The sequence below is a fragment of the Streptomyces sp. NPDC088252 genome, assembly GCF_044740965.1.
In the GTDB taxonomy this organism is placed as follows: domain Bacteria; phylum Actinomycetota; class Actinomycetes; order Streptomycetales; family Streptomycetaceae; genus Streptomyces.
Window position 1 is genome coordinate 328,281 of the sequence record NZ_JBIURS010000009.1, and the last position, 15,614, is coordinate 343,894.

Genomic DNA, 15,614 nt, shown 5'->3' on the forward strand with positions numbered 1-15,614 from the left:
TTAGGGAAGCCGACCGGCCCGTCGGCATTCGTTGATGAAGCGCTGACGCCCCGACCGCCGGTCCTGACGGCTGCTTGACGGTCGGTGCCGCGCCTCAGTCCTGTTCGTCGTCGCCGTTGTCTCCGTGGTCCCTGCTGTTCCCGTTGCCCCAGCCGTTCCCGTTGTTCCCGTTGTTCCCGTTGTTCCGGCCGTTCCCGTTGTTCACCTTGTTTCCGTCGTTCTCGCTGTTTCCGCTGTTTCCGCTGTCCGGCGTCGGCCCGTCGGGGGCCGGTGCTTCGGGTCCGGTGGTCGTGGTGGCACCGGTGTCCGGGGTGCCGGCCGAGCTGGAATCAGGCGAGAACAGGCTCATCCCCAGATAGACGGCCGCGAGGAAGGCCACCGTGCCGGCTATGGCGCTGGCCACCCTGGGGCGACGCCTGATCGCCTCGCGGGCGCCGGTACGCCGCCTGACGGGCGCGGAGCGCTCCGCCGGACGCCGCCTGTGCCCGCCGGCCTGTGGCAGTCGGTACGTCATACCGTCGGCCTGCGGAGCGGAGGCGGGCGTCGGGGTGGGGCTGAACGCGGGAGTGGATGACGAGGCATAGGGAACGCCGGCTGCCGCGGAAGTGGGAGGGGGCATGGGGGCGTACAGCGGCAGGGGCTCCGGCTGCCCCCGCCACGCGTCGCTCTGGAACCAGTCGGCGACCTGCTGGGCAGTGGGCCGGTCCTCGGGCTGCTTCGCGAGCAGCCCCAGCAGATAGGAGTCGAAGGCCGGGGAGAGGTCGACGCCCCGCTGTCTCAGTGGCACGGGTGCCGTATCGACATGTTGATAGAGCGTGGCGGTCGCCGTGTCCGAACGGAACGGCGGATCGCCCAGCAGCAGCTGGTAGATCACGCAGCCCAGGGAGTACATGTCGGACGCCGCACCGGCCGTATGGCCGAGGGCACGTTCCGGGGCGAGATAGAGACTGGTGCCGACGATCTGCCCCGCGGTGGTGAGGGCGGCGGAGGGGTCGTCGACGAACTGGGCGATGCCGAAGTCGCCTATCTTGACGGACCCTTCGGAATCCAGCATCAGGTTCCCGGGCTTGATGTCACGGTGCACGATGCCCTGCCGATGGGCGGCGGCGAGTCCCGCCGCGGCCTGTCCCGCGATCCTGGCGACCTGCTCGGCGCCGAGCCGCTCCTCGGCCGTCAGCAGATCGCCCAGGCTTCTGCCCTCGACGAGCTCCATCACGAGGAAGAAGCGGTCCTCCCAGGCGCCGAAGTCGAAGACCGCCACCAGGTGAGGGTGGCTCAGGCGGGCCGCGGTCTGTGCCTCCAGACGGAATCGGGCCGTGGCCGACTCGTCCGCCTGGTCGCCCAGCAGCAGCTTCACGGCCACCGCCCGGCCGAGCACTTCGTCGGTGGCGCGCCACACCTCGCCCATGCCGCCTCTGCCGATGGAGGACATCAAGCGGTACCGACCTGCTACCAGCACCTGTACACCAATCTCGAATTGTGGGCCGCTTCGACTGCCACGGCGGCGTCCCGATCGGGATCGGGACGGGTGGGGGGCGCGCGGCAAGATCAGGATATCGGGCCCCGGAGCTCGACGGCACGCCGATCACCCTCCCGGCCGTCCACCGGCGTCGGCCGGGAGGAGGAGGCGCCGCGGATTCCTCACCGGGTGGGTGGGGAATGTGCCGGGAAGTCAGGACATCCGGCGTGCCGAGCCGCTGATCACCCGGAGTTGCCGACGGCCGTGCGGCCCAGCGATTCGACCAGCGGCAGCAACCTGTGCGGCACCCGCTCGCGCAGCGCCACCTCGGTGCGCGTCCTGACCACACCGGGCAACTGGATCAACCGCTGGATCACGTCCTCCAGATGCCCGTTGTCACGGGCCACCACCCGGGCCAGCAGATCGCCGCCACCCGTGGTCGAGAAGGCCTCGACGATCTCCGGCACCGCGCCGAGCGCCTCACCGACCTCGTCCAAATGCCCCTGGGTGACTTCCAGATGAACGAAGGCCAGCACCGGGTGACCCAGGGCGGCCGGGGACAGGACCGGCCCCGTGCCGGTGATCACGCCGTCTCTCTCCAGTCGGTCGATACGGGCCTGGAGGGTGCCCCGGGCGACGGAGAGAAGGCGTGCGTACTCACGGACGCTGGTACGCGGCTGCTCGATGAGCAAGCGCAGGATGCGGGTGTCGAGGGCGTCCACCGCCATGGTCCGTTGGTCTCCTCCTGGTAGGCCGATCCGGGCTGAGACTGTACCAATGGTCAGGTCGGCGCCCCTTCCGGACCGATTCCGCACAGCCCGGCCCGCGTCCCGTACCCGCGGGGGCGGCGCGGGAGAAGTGGCCCGCGACGGTTCCGCGTGCACTGCCCGGCAGCGCGCGTGCGGGCGCGCCGTGGGCTCCGTGGCCCGGCCCGGCCGTCCCGTGCCGGGTGTTGCCGCCCGCCCGGCGGGTGACCCTGGGGTGGCGCCGGGGCGGCATTCGAGCGGGTTGGGCCCGATTGTCGCCCGTTGGCCCAATGACGTCGCCTTTCATCTTTCATTGACTGGGCCAATGGCTCACTGGTTCGCCCTTCAGTTGAGCCATGAGTCGCAAAGATGTTGTGATGGATCCGTCGATGGCGCTGCGGATCCCCGCGGCGCCTTTTTCATGCCGGTGCGCAGGGCCGGTGTGCAGAAGCGGGAGCATGCCGTGCTGAAGAGGATGTTCGTTGCCCCGGACCCGGGCCGATCGCGGCTGCGCGGCGCCGTCCGGGCAGTCCTCGGTATCGGCTCGGCCGTCACCGTGTGCGGCCTGGCCGGTCATTCGCTCGTCGCGGCCGTCACCGGCGGCCTCGCCGCGCTGCTGGCCCTGTTCACGGTGCTCGACACCACGGTGCGGGACCAGGCGATCACCACCGCGCTGCTGCCCGCCGCCGGTTTCCCCGTGCTCGCCCTCGCCGCGCTGCTGCACGACTGTCCGCCGGCGCGGGACGCGGCCTTTCTCGCGGTCATGGGGCTGGGCGTGTACGCCCGGCGATGGGGGCCGCGCGGTCACTCGCTGGGCGTCTTCGCGTTCATGGCCTTCTTCACCACGCAGTTCCTCCACACACTGCCCGGACAACTGCCGGAGCTGTACTCCGCGGTCGCTCTCTCCCTGCTCGCCTCGTCGACCGTCCGCTTCGGGCTCTGGTGCTATGAGCGACGGCTGCCCGTCGCCGCCCCGCCCGTCCCGACGACCGGTGAGGGGCTGGCCCGCGCGACCACACGCCAGGCGATCCAGGCGACCGTCGGCGGAGCCGTGGCTCTGGCCGCGGGACTGCTCCTCTCCGAGCAGCGCTGGTACTGGGCCGTGGGTGCCACCTGGTGGGTCTTCGTGAACACCGCCTCGCGCGGCGAGACGCTGGTGCGCGGCTACCGCAGGATCCTGGGAACACTGATCGCCGTCCCCGTGGGCCTGGCCGTCGTCGTGCCGCTGCACGGTTCGGCCGTGCCCAGCGCGGTCCTCGTCGCGCTCGGCATCTTCGGAATCTTCTACACCGCGGCGGTCTCGTACACCTGGATGGTGTTCTCGGTGACGGTCCTGGCCGGGGCGCTCTACGGACTGCTCGGCGTACTGGACCCCGCCCTGCTCGTGCTGCGGCTCACCGAGACCGTCGTGGGAGCGCTCGCCGCGATGCTCGCGGTGCTCCTGGTGCTGCCGGTCACCACGCACGCCACGACCGACGGGTGGATCCAGCGGGCCCTGCGCTGCGTGCACACCTGCACGGCGGAAGCCGCGGCGCGACTCGCGGGCTCGGCGACCGCCGACCCCGCGCCCCGGATCGCCGAGCTGGAGGCGCTGCTGGGGCGGGTGCGGCTGTCCCTGGCTCCGCTGGTGCATCCGCTGAGCCCGCTGCGCGCCCGCAAGGCCCGTGCCCGACAGGTGCTCGGTCTGCTGGACACATGCGCACGGGAGGTGCGCGGGCTGGCCGGTGTCGCGGCGGACCCGGAAGCCTCCCACGACGCGCGCCTCGCGGCCGCCTGCTGGCGGGTGGAGGCCGCCGTGGAGGCACTGACGGCCCCGGACCTGCCGCGCAGGGCCGGCGTGCCGGGCCTCCCGCCGCACCCGGCCGCCGCGGAACCCGCGCTCGCCCATCTGCACGGTCTGGAGCGGGCGCTCGCCGAACTCGCCGTACCGCTGCGCAGCGATCCGCGCGCCCCGTCGATCGGTGTGTGAAGCGGCTTCCACGGAGCCGACGGGTGACCGACGCCTGGTCTGGACCTGGGAGGGTGGCTGCTACCGTCGCCCCGGAGGATCGCGACGGCGGGAACGGCCGCGGTCAGTCGGCGAAGAGGGGCGGTTGTGGTGACGAGCGGTGCGATGGACGGCGACGACGGCGCGGGGCGGGCATTCATCGGGTCCTTCACCTCGGCGGGCGGACGGGGGATCACCGTCGCCGCCGTGGACCGGGAGACCGGGGCGCTGACCGTCCTCGGCGCGACGGACGCCGTTCCCGACCCCTCGTACCTCGCCCTGGGCCATGGCCCGGGGCCGGACGGTCGCGTGCTCTACGCCGTCAGCGAGACGGAGCACGGCGCGGCCGCCGCCCTCGACATCACCGGTGAAGTGCCGGAGCCGATCGGCCGGATCCGGCCGGTGGAGGGCGACGGCCCGACCCATCTCGCGCTCGCGGGCGGTCATCTGCTCACCGCCAACTACGGCTCCGGCAGCGTCACCGCACTGTCCGTGCGGGCGGACGGTTCCCTCGGCGCCGCCACCTCCGTGCTCAGGCACGAGGGCAGCGGTCCGAACGCCGACCGTCAACAGGCCCCGCACGCCCACCAGGTGCTCCCGGACCCCTCGGGGAACTGGGTGCTCAGCGTGGACCTCGGGACCGACTCCGTACGGATCTGCGCACTCGACGCGGCCGCGGGGGCGCTGCGGCTGCACGGTGAGACAGCCCTGCGGCCGGGCACGGGCCCGCGTCATCTGGCCTTCCATCCCGCGGGCGCTCACGCCTACGTCCTGAACGAACTCGAACCGACCGTGACCGTATGCGTGTGGGACGCCACCACCGGGATCCTGGAACCGGTCGGTGAGACGTCCGTGCTGCCCGAGGCGGCGACGCGGGACGGGGACACGGTGACGTACCCGTCCGAGGTGGTCGTCTCGCACGACGGACGGTTCCTCTGGACCGCCAACCGGGGCCACGACAGCATCTCCGTCCTCGCGCTCGACGCGGCGGGCGCGAAGGCGTCCCTGGTCACGACCGTGGGCTGCGGCGGGCACTGGCCGCGCGACCTCGCACTCGACCCCAGCGGCCGACGGCTGTACGCGGCCAACGAGCGGTCCGGCGACGTCAGTTGGTTCACGCTCGACCCGGTGACCGGCGTTCCGCGTCACGCGGGCTCCCTGGGCGCCCCCGCCGCGTCCTGCGTGATCTTCGTCTGAGGGCACGGCACGACACGGCGTCACGAGACCACGCCACGCATGACGCGATCGCCGGACGGGCCCGGGAATCCAGGGCCGTCCGGCGATCGGGGACGCACATCCTGCCGGGCGTGCCCGGCATCGGGTCAGTGTGCCTGAGCACCCTGCGCCGTCGCCGGCGCGATGCCGAGCGCCGTCGTGTACATCGACAGCACGAGCTTGCCGATCGCGGGATAGGCGCCGAGCGGCTCGGCCGTCGCGCAGCCCGCCTCCTTCGCGGCGGCGTCCAGCAGCCCCTCGGGCACCTCGGGGCCGACGAGGTACGGCGCCAGTGCGAGCTGCGCCGAGCCGGAGCCCGTCAGCTGCTCGGCGATCGACGCGACGGAACCCTCCACATCGAGTGCGGCGGCCATCACCGGTACGGCGAGCCGGGCCGCGAGCAGCATGCCGGTGATCCCGGCGGCCTGCACGGCCTCCTCGCCCCCCACCGTGGCCAGTACGATGCCGTCGGCGGCCGTCGCCACGGTGAAGAGCCTGGCCCGGTCGGCGCGGGCCAGCCCGGCCTCCGAAAGACGTACGTGGAGCGCCTCGGCGAGCAGCGGGTGCGGCCCGAGCACATCGGTCAGCTCGACCTGCGTACCGCTGTCCATCACGGCCTGCCGTATCCGCCGGACCAGGGCGCTGTCCGGCCCCGCGAGCAACGGCACCACGACGGCGGAGGGACCCTCGGGCTCGGCGACCTCGCGGCCGGCGGCCTGCGCCTGCTCGAAGCGCGCGACGCGCTCGGCGGCGCTGTGGGTGAGTACGGACGAGAGCGTGGGGTACTCGTCGTCGTCACCGTCGAGATAGCCGATCCGGGCATTGAGGCCGGGCAGCTCGGAACGGGCGATGCTGATCACCTCCTCGGCCAGGCCGCGCGTGGCCGAGGAGGGGGTGCCGGGAACGGCGAGAACGAGCGCGGCGGCGCCCTCGGGTGCGACCACGGGCTCCGGGCGGCGGTGCCGTCCGGACTGGCGAGGTCGCGGCATTCGTACAGGCAGGCCGGAAGCGGGCCCAGTGGGGGTGCTCATGGCGCCGCATGCTACTGGTTTTGGGTACGCCTCCGTTCGGGGAGGGCCCAGTCGGGTGTTATCTGTCCGCTTTTATCCGATGGGAGGCTTACTGGTCGACTGTCCCGCTCTGTCAGTGGCTGTTCAGGCCCTGCCCAGGATCGTCACCGAGTACGCGGAGCAGCGTCGGATGGTGCGGTAGCCGCAGATCCCCGGTGGCCAACGCCTGGGCGATGGACAGCGCACCGGTCAACGGATCACCCGAACCGGGGACCGCCCGTGCCTGCGGGACCTGTCGGGACAGTTCCTCGCGCAGCGGTACGAGCAGCGGATCGCCCATCCGGAACAGGCCACCCGTCAAGGCCACTTCGTACCGTTCGTCGTCGGCTCCGGCCTTCGGGCACACGGCCGCGGCGGCCTCCGCGATGTGCCCCGCGGCTTCGCGCAGAATGCCCGCGGCCACCGGATCGTGCCCGGCGCACGCGGCGACCTCGGGCGCGAACGAGGCCAGCACGGCAGGGCGGTCGGTGCGCGGATAGAGCAGTCCGGGCAGTTCCGGCGCCGGCCCGAACACCGCCTCCAGTCGGGCCAGCAACGCGCCGGACCCGCCGCGCCGCCCGTCGTGGGCGCGCATGGCCGCGTCGAGGCCCGCCCGCCCGATCCAGGCGCCGCCACCGCTGTCACCCAGCAGATGCCCCCAGCCGTCGGCCCGGTGCCAGCCGGTCAGATCCGTGCCCAGCGCGATCATGCCGGTGCCACCCGCGACGACCGCCCCCGGGCGCTGACCGACCGCACCCGCGTACGCGGTCACCGCGTCGGCGGCCAGAGCCAGTCGGCGCACCCCGAGCGCGTGCTCCAGAGCCGAGGGCAGCTCGGCGCGCAACTGTCCGCCGAGTGTCGCCATACCGGCGGCTCCGACCGCCACGGCGGCGATCCGGGAGCCGGTGCCCGCGCCGTGCCGTTCCAGCAGCCGACGGGCGGCGGGCAACAGTTGCTCCAGCAGATGGCCCGCGTCGATCCCCGTGGCTCCGGTGCGTACCGGCTCGGCGCAGACCGTCGTGCCCGCCGGGGCGGACGCGCCGACGGAGCCCAGCGCCACCCGCAGCCCGGAGCCGCCCGAATCCACGCCGAGCACGTACGGACCCGTCGCGCTGGTGGACCCGTCCCGACCCGCGCCGGCAGCGTTGTTCTCCGGCGAACGCCCGCGTGAGCTCATGGACCGGCTCCAGAAAGAAGAGAAAAGGACGGCGGCAGCCTACCCCCGGTACCGCGAGCCGTGACCGGGGGTGTGGAAGATCGGCCTCCATGTGGTGGCTCCGTGGCGGGAAGGCGGTCGTGTACGCCGGTAGAGTGATGTTTCGTGGCACCACGACCGTTGAACGAAGTAGTCGAGTCCGGCTGGGCCGACGCGCTCGCCCCCGTGGCCGGACAGATCGCCGCGATGGGCGATTTCCTGCGTGCGGAGGTAGCGGCACGTCGCACCTACCTGCCGTCCGGAGCGAACGTGCTGCGCGCGTTCCAGCAGCCCTTTGACGACGTACGCGTCCTGATCGTCGGTCAGGACCCCTATCCGACGCCCGGGATGGCGATGGGGCTGAGCTTCTCCGTGGCCCCCGAGGTGCGTCAGTTGCCCGGCAGCCTGGAGAACATCTTCCGTGAACTGCATACGGACTTGGGGCTTCCGCGGCCGTCCAACGGGGATCTGACGCCCTGGACGCGGCAGGGCGTGCTGTTGCTGAACAGGGCGCTCACCACTGCGCCCCGCAAGCCCGGCGCGCACCGCGGCAAGGGCTGGGAGGAAGTGACCGAGCAGGCGATCCGGGCGCTGGCCGCACGCGGCAAGCCGCTGGTGTCCGTGTTGTGGGGGCGTGACGCGCGCAATCTGCGGCCGTTCCTCGACGCCTTTCCGGCCATCGAGTCCGCGCACCCCTCGCCCATGTCGGCGGACCGCGGCTTCTTCGGCTCGCGCCCGTTCAGCCGCACCAATGAAGCGTTGCTCCGCCAGGGGGCCCAGCCGGTCGACTGGCAACTGCCGTAACCCGGGGCAGTCGCACGGCCGTTCCGCCGGATGCGGCGCGGCATCGGTTTCCACCCGGGCCCGGTGCCACGTCCTTCGGTCGGACGCGTTGCGCGCCGCCCGTACGAAGCGTCCCGCACCACCGCGGTGACCACCGGGCCGGGCAGGGACGCTCCACCATCCGGGACGGCGGCCGGACCGGGCGCGACGACTCACCGAAGTTCTTTCGCGATCAGCGCTCTTCGACATCGAGGGTGGACAATGCCGCCCCGCGCTCGGCCGGCAGGATGGCGAAACCGGCGAAGTCCATGTCGATGTCGGCGGCCGACGGAGAGCGTCGGGCGCCAGGTCGGGCCCTGCCCCGCGGCGGAACCCGTCATGAGCCGGCGCGGGCGGCCGATGCCGGCGACGAAGTGCCCCGGTGGTCAGGAGCCGACGACCGCCGCCCGCACGCAGAGGACATCCGGCAGATGCGAGGCGAGTTGCTGCCAGGTGTCCCCGTCGTCCGCGCTCGCGTACACCTCGCCGTTGCGATTGCCGAAGTAGACGCCCGCCGGGTCGGCGTCGTCCGTACAGAGCGCGTCGCGCAGCACCGTGCCGTAATGCGTCTCCTCCGGCAGGCCCGCCGACAACGGCTCCCAGGTGCTGCCCGCGTCGCCGGTGCGGAACACCCGGCAGCGGTGCTCGGCCGGTACGCGGTCGATGTCGGCGTTGATCGGGAAGACGTACGCCGTGTCCGCGCGGTGCGGGTGCGCGGCAGCGGCGAAACCGAAATCGGACGGCAGTCCCCGGCCGATGTCCGTCCAGTTGTCTCCCGAGTCGTCGCTCCGGAACACCCCCCAGTGGTTCTGGAGGTAGAGCCGGTCCGGATCGACGGCGTCCCGGGCCACCTTGTGGACGCACTGGCCGAACTCGGGATCCGGGTCGGGGAGAAAGACCGCCGAGACCCCCTTGTTCGAAGGAGCCCAGCTCGCGCCGCCGTCCTTGGTGCGGAACACCCCGGCCGTGGAGACAGCGACCGTCACGGCGCGGGCGTCCCTCGGGTCCGTGAGGATGGTGTGCAGACCCTCGCCGCCCCCGCCCGGCACCCACTTCGAACGCGTCGGATGCTCCCACAGGGGGCGGACCAGCTCGAAGGACGCCCCGCCGTCCTGGGAACGGAACAACGCGGCGGGCTCCGTCCCGGCGTAGACGACATCGGGCGCTTCGGGGCCGGCGGGGTGCAGCTGCCAGACCCGCTCCAGCGATGTCTCGGTGAACCCCGGGAACTTCACGGCCGGTTGCTGCGGCTCGACCCAGGTGCCGCCCAGATCGTCGGAATGGAATACCGAGGGGCCCCAGTGCGCGCTGTCCCCGCCGACCAGCAGCCGGGGTACGCGCCTGCGGGTGTTGATGGCGAGGGAGTAGATCGCCTGGGCATTGAAATGCGGGCCGTCGAACTCCCATGCGCCGCCGCGCCGGTGGCCGATGAAGAGTCCCTTGCGGGTGCCCACGGTGAGCAGTACGTCGGTCATGCCGAACCTCCCGAAACGCCGTTGTGTCGGATACGGGCCAGTCTGCACCCCACCACTGACAGAGGCCCGCAGCGCGGCCCCGGACACCGGACCCTGTTGCTTCCCCGGCCGGTGAAGTACGGTGCAGCAGAGGTAGAAAGCGCTTGCCCGGCATCGTGACCGAGAGACCGAGGAGCACCAGTGCCGACCTTCGAGGGGCTGCCCGGCTCCGTCGCCGTCTCCCATCTGCGGGTGTACGACTGGCCCGCCGAGGACGGCCTGCGCGGCGGGACGCCCCACGTCCATCTCACCTGCTCCGAAGGGTATGTGGTGGTCGCGGGCGCGGGCTCGGTGCAGACCCTCACCGCGTCCGGGTTCCGGCGGACACCGCTGACGCCGGGCGCCCTTGTCTGGTTCACGCCCGGCACGATCCACCGCCTCGTCAACGAGGACGGGCTGCGTATCGTCGTCCTCATGGAGAACAGCGGACTGCCCGAGGCCGGTGACGCCGTCCTCACCCTGCCGCCCCGCCACCTGGCGGACCCCGATGCCTACCGGGCGGCGGTCGCCCTCCCCGTCGACGGATCCGAGGCGGAACAGGAACGGGCCGCACGCGCTCGCCGTGACCTCGCCGTCGAGGGGTTTCTCGCGCTGCGCCGGGCCACCGAGGCGGGCGACCCCGAACCGCTCGCCGCCTTCCACCGGGCCGCCGCCGCACTCGTGCGTCCGAGGACCGAGGACTGGCGGGAGCGCTGGCGGAAGGGGGCCGCCGCCGCGTCCGAGGTGACCGGCGACCAGCTCGACGCCCTGGCGCGCGGCGACGCCGGATACCTCGCCGACGCCTGTGTGCACGCCGAACACCCTTCCGTGCACGGCAGGTTCGGCATGTGCGGACGTCTTGATGTCTACCGCGGCTGACCGGATCCCGTGCCGTCACCGCCCGCCGGGCGTGCCAGTATCCGGATCGTGCGGCCGTCGTCCTCCCGGGCGTCCCCGACGTGCCGGAAGCCGATCCGGCCCAGCAGCGCCAGCGACGCCGCGTTCTCTGCGGCCACCGTCGCGTACACCTCGCTGAGCCCGAGGATGTCCAATCCGTACGAGGTCACCGTCCGCGCGATCTCGGTACCGAACCCCAGCCCCCACTCGGCCGGAGCCAGGGCGTAGACGATCTCGTGGCCGTCCACCTCCGGGGACGGGGAGGGTTTGATCTCCGCGTGGCCGACCAGGCGATCGCCGAGTCGTACGGCCCACACGTCGAAGAGACCCTGTGCGTACACCTTGCTGAAGATCCGCCCGAACAGGGCGCGGTCCTCGGCCTCGGTCTGCGGTCCGTCACCCATCCACCGGGAAACCCGGCTGTCCTGGAAGAGCGCAACGAAGTCGTCCTCGTCCGCGGGCACGTACGGTTCCAGCCTCAGCCGCCCGGTGTGCAGGGTGGGGGTCGTCATGAGGCGGGACGCTACGTGGCGCCGCTCCGGCCCGCAACGGGATAGGAGGGCGGGCCGGACCGGGTCGGCGGGCCCCGGCGGAAGGGGTCAGCGGCGGGGCCCGGCGGTGCTGCTGCGGACCACCAGCTTCGTGGCCAGGTCGACGCGGGTGGTCGCCGGGCGTTCGCCCCGCGCGAGATCGAGGACCAGACGGGCGGCGGTCTCGGCCATCTCGATGAGCGGCTGACGCACCGTGGTGAGCGGCGGCCCGATCCACCGGGTGAGCGGCAGGTCGTCGAAGCCGACGACACTGAGGTCCTCGGGGATGCCGCGTGTGCTGGAATTCTGGAAGGCCGCCCCGGCGGTGCCGCCATGGACCGGCGGTCGGCACCGGTGGCCGGGGGCTCGGTGGTCCGTGTTTGCCGGAGAGCTTCCGGCCGCACCCGGTCGAGAGGTGAGCCGGGCGAAGGGCGAAGGGAGAGGTGGCGCGATGACGCGTGGGATCGAGGATCGCGAGGGGCGCGGTGTGGACCTGGAGGTGGTCCCTGTCGGCTCGGGGGTCGAGGTCCGGGTCACGGTGCCGGCGGGCGAGACCGTGCTGGTCTGTACGCCTGACCGTGCCCGGGAACTGGCGGCGGCCCTCGCCCTGGCGGCGGACGGGGCCGAGAGTGCGGGGTCGGCGGAGCCCGTCAGCGTCCGAGCGCGCGAGCTGCGCCGGGGGGACGTGCGGGACGGCGACCGGGCCATGACGGTGGAGGGCGTCAGGATCGACGGGGCCACCGCCCATGTGACCTGGAAGTCGGGTGCCGGACGCAGTTGGACCCAGGGGTATGACGCGGACGCGGTCATCACACTCAGGCGTCGTGGATAGGTCGCGTACGCACGCCCCCTACAGGACAGCCCTTGTCGGTGCCGTGAGGCCCGTTTCCGGCCGGGAACGGGCCTCACGCGCGTTCACGCCTTTGTACGAGGGGCGTCGTAATTTGACAGGTTTCGTAGTACGATATGTATCGTACTAGTGAGTCTTTCGTGCCGTCGAAACGGAGTCCGACGTGAGTGCCCTCTTCGAGCCCTACACCCTGCGTTCGCTCGTCATTCCCAACCGGGTGTGGATGGCGCCCATGTGCCAGTACAGCGCCGAACCGGTGGGGCCGAACGCGGGCGTCGCGACCGATTGGCACTTCGCCCACCTCGCGGCGCGTGCCATCGGCGGAACGGGGCTCATCCTCACCGAGGCGACGGCCGTCAGCCCCGAGGGCCGGATCAGCCCGGCGGACCTCGGTATCTGGAACGACACCCAGGTGGCCGCCTTCCGCCGGATCACGGACTTCCTCAAGGGGCAGGGGTCGGTTCCCGGCATCCAGCTTGCGCACGCCGGTCGCAAGGCATCGACGGCGGCCCCCTGGCTGGGCGGCGACCCCGTCGGCCCGGACGCGCACGGCTGGACGCCCGTCGCCCCCAGCCCGCTGCCGTTCGACGACGGTCACCCCGTACCGCACGAGCTGACGGTGGACGAGATCCGGGGCGTCGTCGATCAGTTCCGTGAGGCCGCCCGCCGTGCGCTCGACGCGGGCTTCGAGGTCGCCGAGGTGCACGGAGCCCACGGATACCTCATCGGGCAGTTCCTCTCCCCGCACAGCAACCGGCGTGACGACGAGTACGGCGGCAGCTTCGAGAACCGCGTCCGCTTCGCACTTCAGGTCGTCGACGCCGTGCGTGAGGTCTGGCCGGAGGAACTGCCCGTCCTCTTCAGGATCTCCGCGACGGACTGGCTCACGGAGAACGACGAGGACGAGCGCGAGGGCTGGACCGTCGACGAGACCGTGCGGCTGGCCAAGGAGCTCCACGCCCACGGCGTCGACCTGCTGGACGTCTCCAGCGGTGGGAACGCCCCGCGCGCCCGCATCGGGACCGGGCCCGGCTACCAGGTTCCCTTCGCCGAACGGGTCAAGGCGGAGACCTCGCTCCCCGTGGCGGCCGTCGGTCTGATCACGGAGCCGCAGCAGGCCGAGAAGATCATCACCGAAGGGCGGGCCGACGCGGTCCTCCTCGGGCGTGAGCTGCTGCGGAGCCCCTCGTGGGCCCAGCACGCGGCCCGTGAACTGGGCGGCGAACTCCGCACACCGGACCAGTACCTCCGCGCGGTCTGACCGCGCGGACCTCGTCGGCCCGGGCGCCCGGCACGCCGTGACGTGCCGCAGGAGGCTCGGGCCCGAGGCGTCCGCGTGTCATCGACTGACGGGGCTGAGCCGGGCACGGACGAACGGGCCGGTCAGGAGTACGAGAAAAGCGAAGGCGGCGAGGCGCTGCAGTCCCGGCTCCGCCGCCACATCGCTGTGCTGGATGCCGTACACCGCATACCAGTTGGCCGCCAGGTCGGTCGCCATGACGGCGCACATCAGGTCCATGCCGACCCGCCTCCCGCCGATCAGGAGCAGCGCCGCCGCCGAGTCGAATGCCGCCAGCGACGACCAGTACAGGTTCAGCCAGTCGGGCGCCCAGCGATAGGGGAACAGGCCGTCGCGGACCAGGTCGGCGATGTGCGAGGCGGCTCCCACGAAGACCATGACGACGACGTACACCACGACGAGCGCGACCACCCACCACGGTGCACGGCCTGTCCATCCTCGCATCCGACCGATTGTGTCAGATGCGGGACGACGGCGACGGTGGACCACGGGGGCCGCTTCGGTCACGCCGGCGTCGTCGCCGACTTCCGGTCGGGGGTGAACATCGTTGGCCGCACACGGTGTTCCGCTGCCCGTCACCCGGGGGTCGGCCGCGAACACATCGCGCTTCGGGACCGGCGCATTTTGGAAATGCGCCGGCCGCTCTCTTGCCGCCTGCGCCACACCGCCTATATAACGTTGTAAACCGAGCTGCCGACAGGCCGCGCAGGCGCTCATGACCACCGTTTCCACGGCTGTTCAGGCAGCTCGGAGCGGGACCGTGAGGAATGCGGCGGCATCAGTGGCCCGGCGGTTGATGCATCGTCCGGTCATGCCCCGACCGCACGCCCCGAAGCGTGCCGTCACCTCGCCAAGGAGCGCCCCGCGCATGATGATCCAGCGCCGATCCCGTCCCCTCGTCGTGGCCTGCCTCCTCCTCGCCGCCGTCACCTCGGCCGCCTCCGGCTGCGCCAAGTCGGAAACCTCGGACAATGCGGGGGGTGACAGCAGCCAAGGGGCCCAGACCGCCAAGTCCCTGGAGAGCAGCTCCGGTTCGGGCTGCTCGCTGCAGGCCTACGGCGCGCCGAAGCTGGACCTCAAGGATGCGGTGGTCGGCTTCTCCCAGTCGGAGAAGGAGGCCAACCCGTTCCGTATCGCCGAAACACGGTCCATCAAGGACGAGGCCGAGAAGGTCGGTGTGAGGAAGCTGCTCACCACCAACGCGCAGTCGCAACTCTCCAAGCAGATCAGCGACATCCAGGACATGCTGTCGCAGGGTGCCCAGTTCCTCATCGTCGCCCCGCTGAACTCCGACGGGCTGGAGCCGGCGTTCAAGGCGGCCGCGGCCAAGAAGGTCCCCGTCCTGACCATCGACCGCAAGGTCAACTCCACCGCGTGCAAGGACCATGTGGCCTTCCTCGGTTCCGACTTCGTGGAGCAGGGCAGGCGCGCGGCGGACGCGATGATCAAGGCGACCGGCGGCAAGGGCAAGGTCGCCGTCCTCCTCGGCGCCTCGGGCAACAACGTCACCACCGACCGCACCAAGGGCTTCGTCGACCAACTCGAGGCGCAGGCCCCCGGCCTGGAGATCGTCGCCCAGCAGACCGGCGAGTTCGCACGTGACAAGGGGCAGCAGGTCATGGAGCAGCTGATCCAGTCCAAGCCCGACATCACCGCCGTCTACGCGGAGAACGACGAGATGGGGCTCGGCGCGGTCACCGCGCTGAAGGCGGCCGGGAAGAAGCCGGGCAAGGACATCAAGATCGTGTCCGTGGACGGCACCCGGAATGCCGTGCAGGCCCTGGTCGACGGCGAGTACAACGCCGTCATCGAGTCGAACCCGCGCTTCGGGCCGCTCGCCTTCGCGACCGCTCAGAAGTTCTACAACGGCGAGGAGATCCCGGAGAACGTCATCATCTCCGACCGGGCGTACGACGAGTCCAACGCCAAGGCCTCGCTCGGCGGCGCGTTCTGACCGCAGCGGTCCGCAGGGACCCGCGACGTCCTGGTCCACCGCCGCGGCGAAGCCCTTCTCCGCAGCCGCACGCCGCCCCGCCGCGGCGGCACGGGCCCACCCCCTGGAGCAGCGGAA

The 15,614-nt window shown here is 71.8% G+C and carries 14 protein-coding genes and 1 pseudogene; 7 read left to right on the top strand and 8 right to left on the bottom strand.

Annotated elements, in window-relative coordinates; all coding sequences use genetic code 11:
- Positions 1–94 precede the first annotated feature (94 nt).
- Positions 95–1,408, bottom strand: coding sequence for a protein kinase domain-containing protein (locus ACIOHC_RS21095; RefSeq protein WP_389637507.1), 1,314 nt, complete (start codon positions 1,406–1,408; stop codon positions 95–97).
- Between the two features lie 293 nt (positions 1,409–1,701).
- The gene (locus ACIOHC_RS21100) at positions 1,702–2,187 is read right to left on the bottom strand and encodes an Lrp/AsnC family transcriptional regulator (protein WP_351082369.1); all 486 of its coding nucleotides are present in this window, start codon (positions 2,185–2,187) and stop codon (positions 1,702–1,704) included.
- A 481-nt stretch (positions 2,188–2,668) separates the two neighbouring features.
- On the opposite strand from ACIOHC_RS21100, the gene ACIOHC_RS21105 reads away from it, so the two are divergent.
- Positions 2,669–4,174 carry an FUSC family protein gene (locus tag ACIOHC_RS21105; protein WP_351082371.1) on the top strand — a complete coding sequence of 502 codons (1,506 nt, stop codon included), beginning with the start codon at positions 2,669–2,671 and terminating at the stop codon, positions 4,172–4,174.
- Positions 4,175–4,318: 144 nt separating this feature from the next.
- Positions 4,319–5,389: a lactonase family protein gene (locus ACIOHC_RS21110; protein ID WP_351082447.1), complete on the top strand. Its 1,071-nt coding sequence runs from the start codon at positions 4,319–4,321 to the stop codon at positions 5,387–5,389.
- Positions 5,390–5,514: 125 nt separating this feature from the next.
- Here ACIOHC_RS21110 and ACIOHC_RS21115 read toward each other — a convergent pair whose 3' ends face one another.
- Together ACIOHC_RS21115 and ACIOHC_RS21120 are read right to left on the bottom strand one after the other, a co-directional pair.
- Positions 5,515–6,438 (bottom strand): hypothetical protein, encoded by a 924-nt coding sequence (locus tag ACIOHC_RS21115; RefSeq protein ID WP_351082372.1) that lies wholly within the window; start codon positions 6,436–6,438, stop codon positions 5,515–5,517.
- 112 nt (positions 6,439–6,550) lie between these two features.
- A complete protein-coding gene (locus ACIOHC_RS21120; protein ID WP_351082375.1) occupies positions 6,551–7,633 on the bottom strand; it encodes a BadF/BadG/BcrA/BcrD ATPase family protein in 1,083 nt (360 codons plus the stop codon).
- Between the two features lie 144 nt (positions 7,634–7,777).
- On the opposite strand from ACIOHC_RS21120, the gene ACIOHC_RS21125 reads away from it, so the two are divergent.
- The gene (locus tag ACIOHC_RS21125; protein ID WP_351082377.1) at positions 7,778–8,455 is read left to right on the top strand and encodes a uracil-DNA glycosylase; all 678 of its coding nucleotides are present in this window, start codon (positions 7,778–7,780) and stop codon (positions 8,453–8,455) included.
- A 404-nt stretch (positions 8,456–8,859) separates the two neighbouring features.
- Here ACIOHC_RS21125 and ACIOHC_RS21130 read toward each other — a convergent pair whose 3' ends face one another.
- Positions 8,860–9,948, bottom strand: a complete 1,089-nt coding sequence (locus ACIOHC_RS21130; protein ID WP_351082380.1) for an exo-alpha-sialidase — start codon at positions 9,946–9,948, stop codon at positions 8,860–8,862.
- A 180-nt stretch (positions 9,949–10,128) separates the two neighbouring features.
- Here ACIOHC_RS21130 and ACIOHC_RS21135 point away from each other — a divergent pair, with 180 nt between their 5' ends.
- Complete coding sequence (locus tag ACIOHC_RS21135; RefSeq protein ID WP_351082382.1) at positions 10,129–10,845, top strand: cupin domain-containing protein; 717 nt, start codon at positions 10,129–10,131, stop codon at positions 10,843–10,845.
- Here ACIOHC_RS21135 and ACIOHC_RS21140 read toward each other — a convergent pair.
- Both ACIOHC_RS21140 and ACIOHC_RS21145 read right to left on the bottom strand, forming a co-directional pair.
- On the bottom strand, positions 10,833–11,375 hold the full coding sequence (locus ACIOHC_RS21140) for a GNAT family N-acetyltransferase (RefSeq protein WP_351082385.1): 543 nt from the start codon (positions 11,373–11,375) through the stop codon (positions 10,833–10,835). The genes ACIOHC_RS21135 and ACIOHC_RS21140 overlap by 13 nt on opposite strands.
- 87 nt (positions 11,376–11,462) lie before the next feature.
- A pseudogene (locus tag ACIOHC_RS21145) lies at positions 11,463–11,681 on the bottom strand (substrate-binding domain-containing protein); the annotation flags it as partial.
- A 163-nt stretch (positions 11,682–11,844) separates the two neighbouring features.
- Here ACIOHC_RS21145 and ACIOHC_RS21150 point away from each other — a divergent pair.
- Positions 11,845–12,225, top strand: a complete 381-nt coding sequence (locus ACIOHC_RS21150; protein ID WP_351082387.1) for a hypothetical protein — start codon at positions 11,845–11,847, stop codon at positions 12,223–12,225.
- A 181-nt stretch (positions 12,226–12,406) separates the two neighbouring features.
- Complete coding sequence (locus ACIOHC_RS21155) at positions 12,407–13,504, top strand: NADH:flavin oxidoreductase/NADH oxidase (RefSeq protein WP_351082389.1); 1,098 nt, start codon at positions 12,407–12,409, stop codon at positions 13,502–13,504.
- Between the two features lie 78 nt (positions 13,505–13,582).
- Here ACIOHC_RS21155 and ACIOHC_RS21160 read toward each other — a convergent pair whose 3' ends face one another.
- Positions 13,583–13,987: a hypothetical protein gene (locus tag ACIOHC_RS21160; RefSeq protein WP_351082391.1), complete on the bottom strand. Its 405-nt coding sequence runs from the start codon at positions 13,985–13,987 to the stop codon at positions 13,583–13,585.
- Between the two features lie 424 nt (positions 13,988–14,411).
- On the opposite strand from ACIOHC_RS21160, the gene ACIOHC_RS21165 reads away from it, so the two are divergent.
- On the top strand, positions 14,412–15,497 hold the full coding sequence (locus ACIOHC_RS21165; protein ID WP_351082393.1) for an ABC transporter substrate-binding protein: 1,086 nt from the start codon (positions 14,412–14,414) through the stop codon (positions 15,495–15,497).
- Positions 15,498–15,614: the final 117 nt, after the last annotated feature.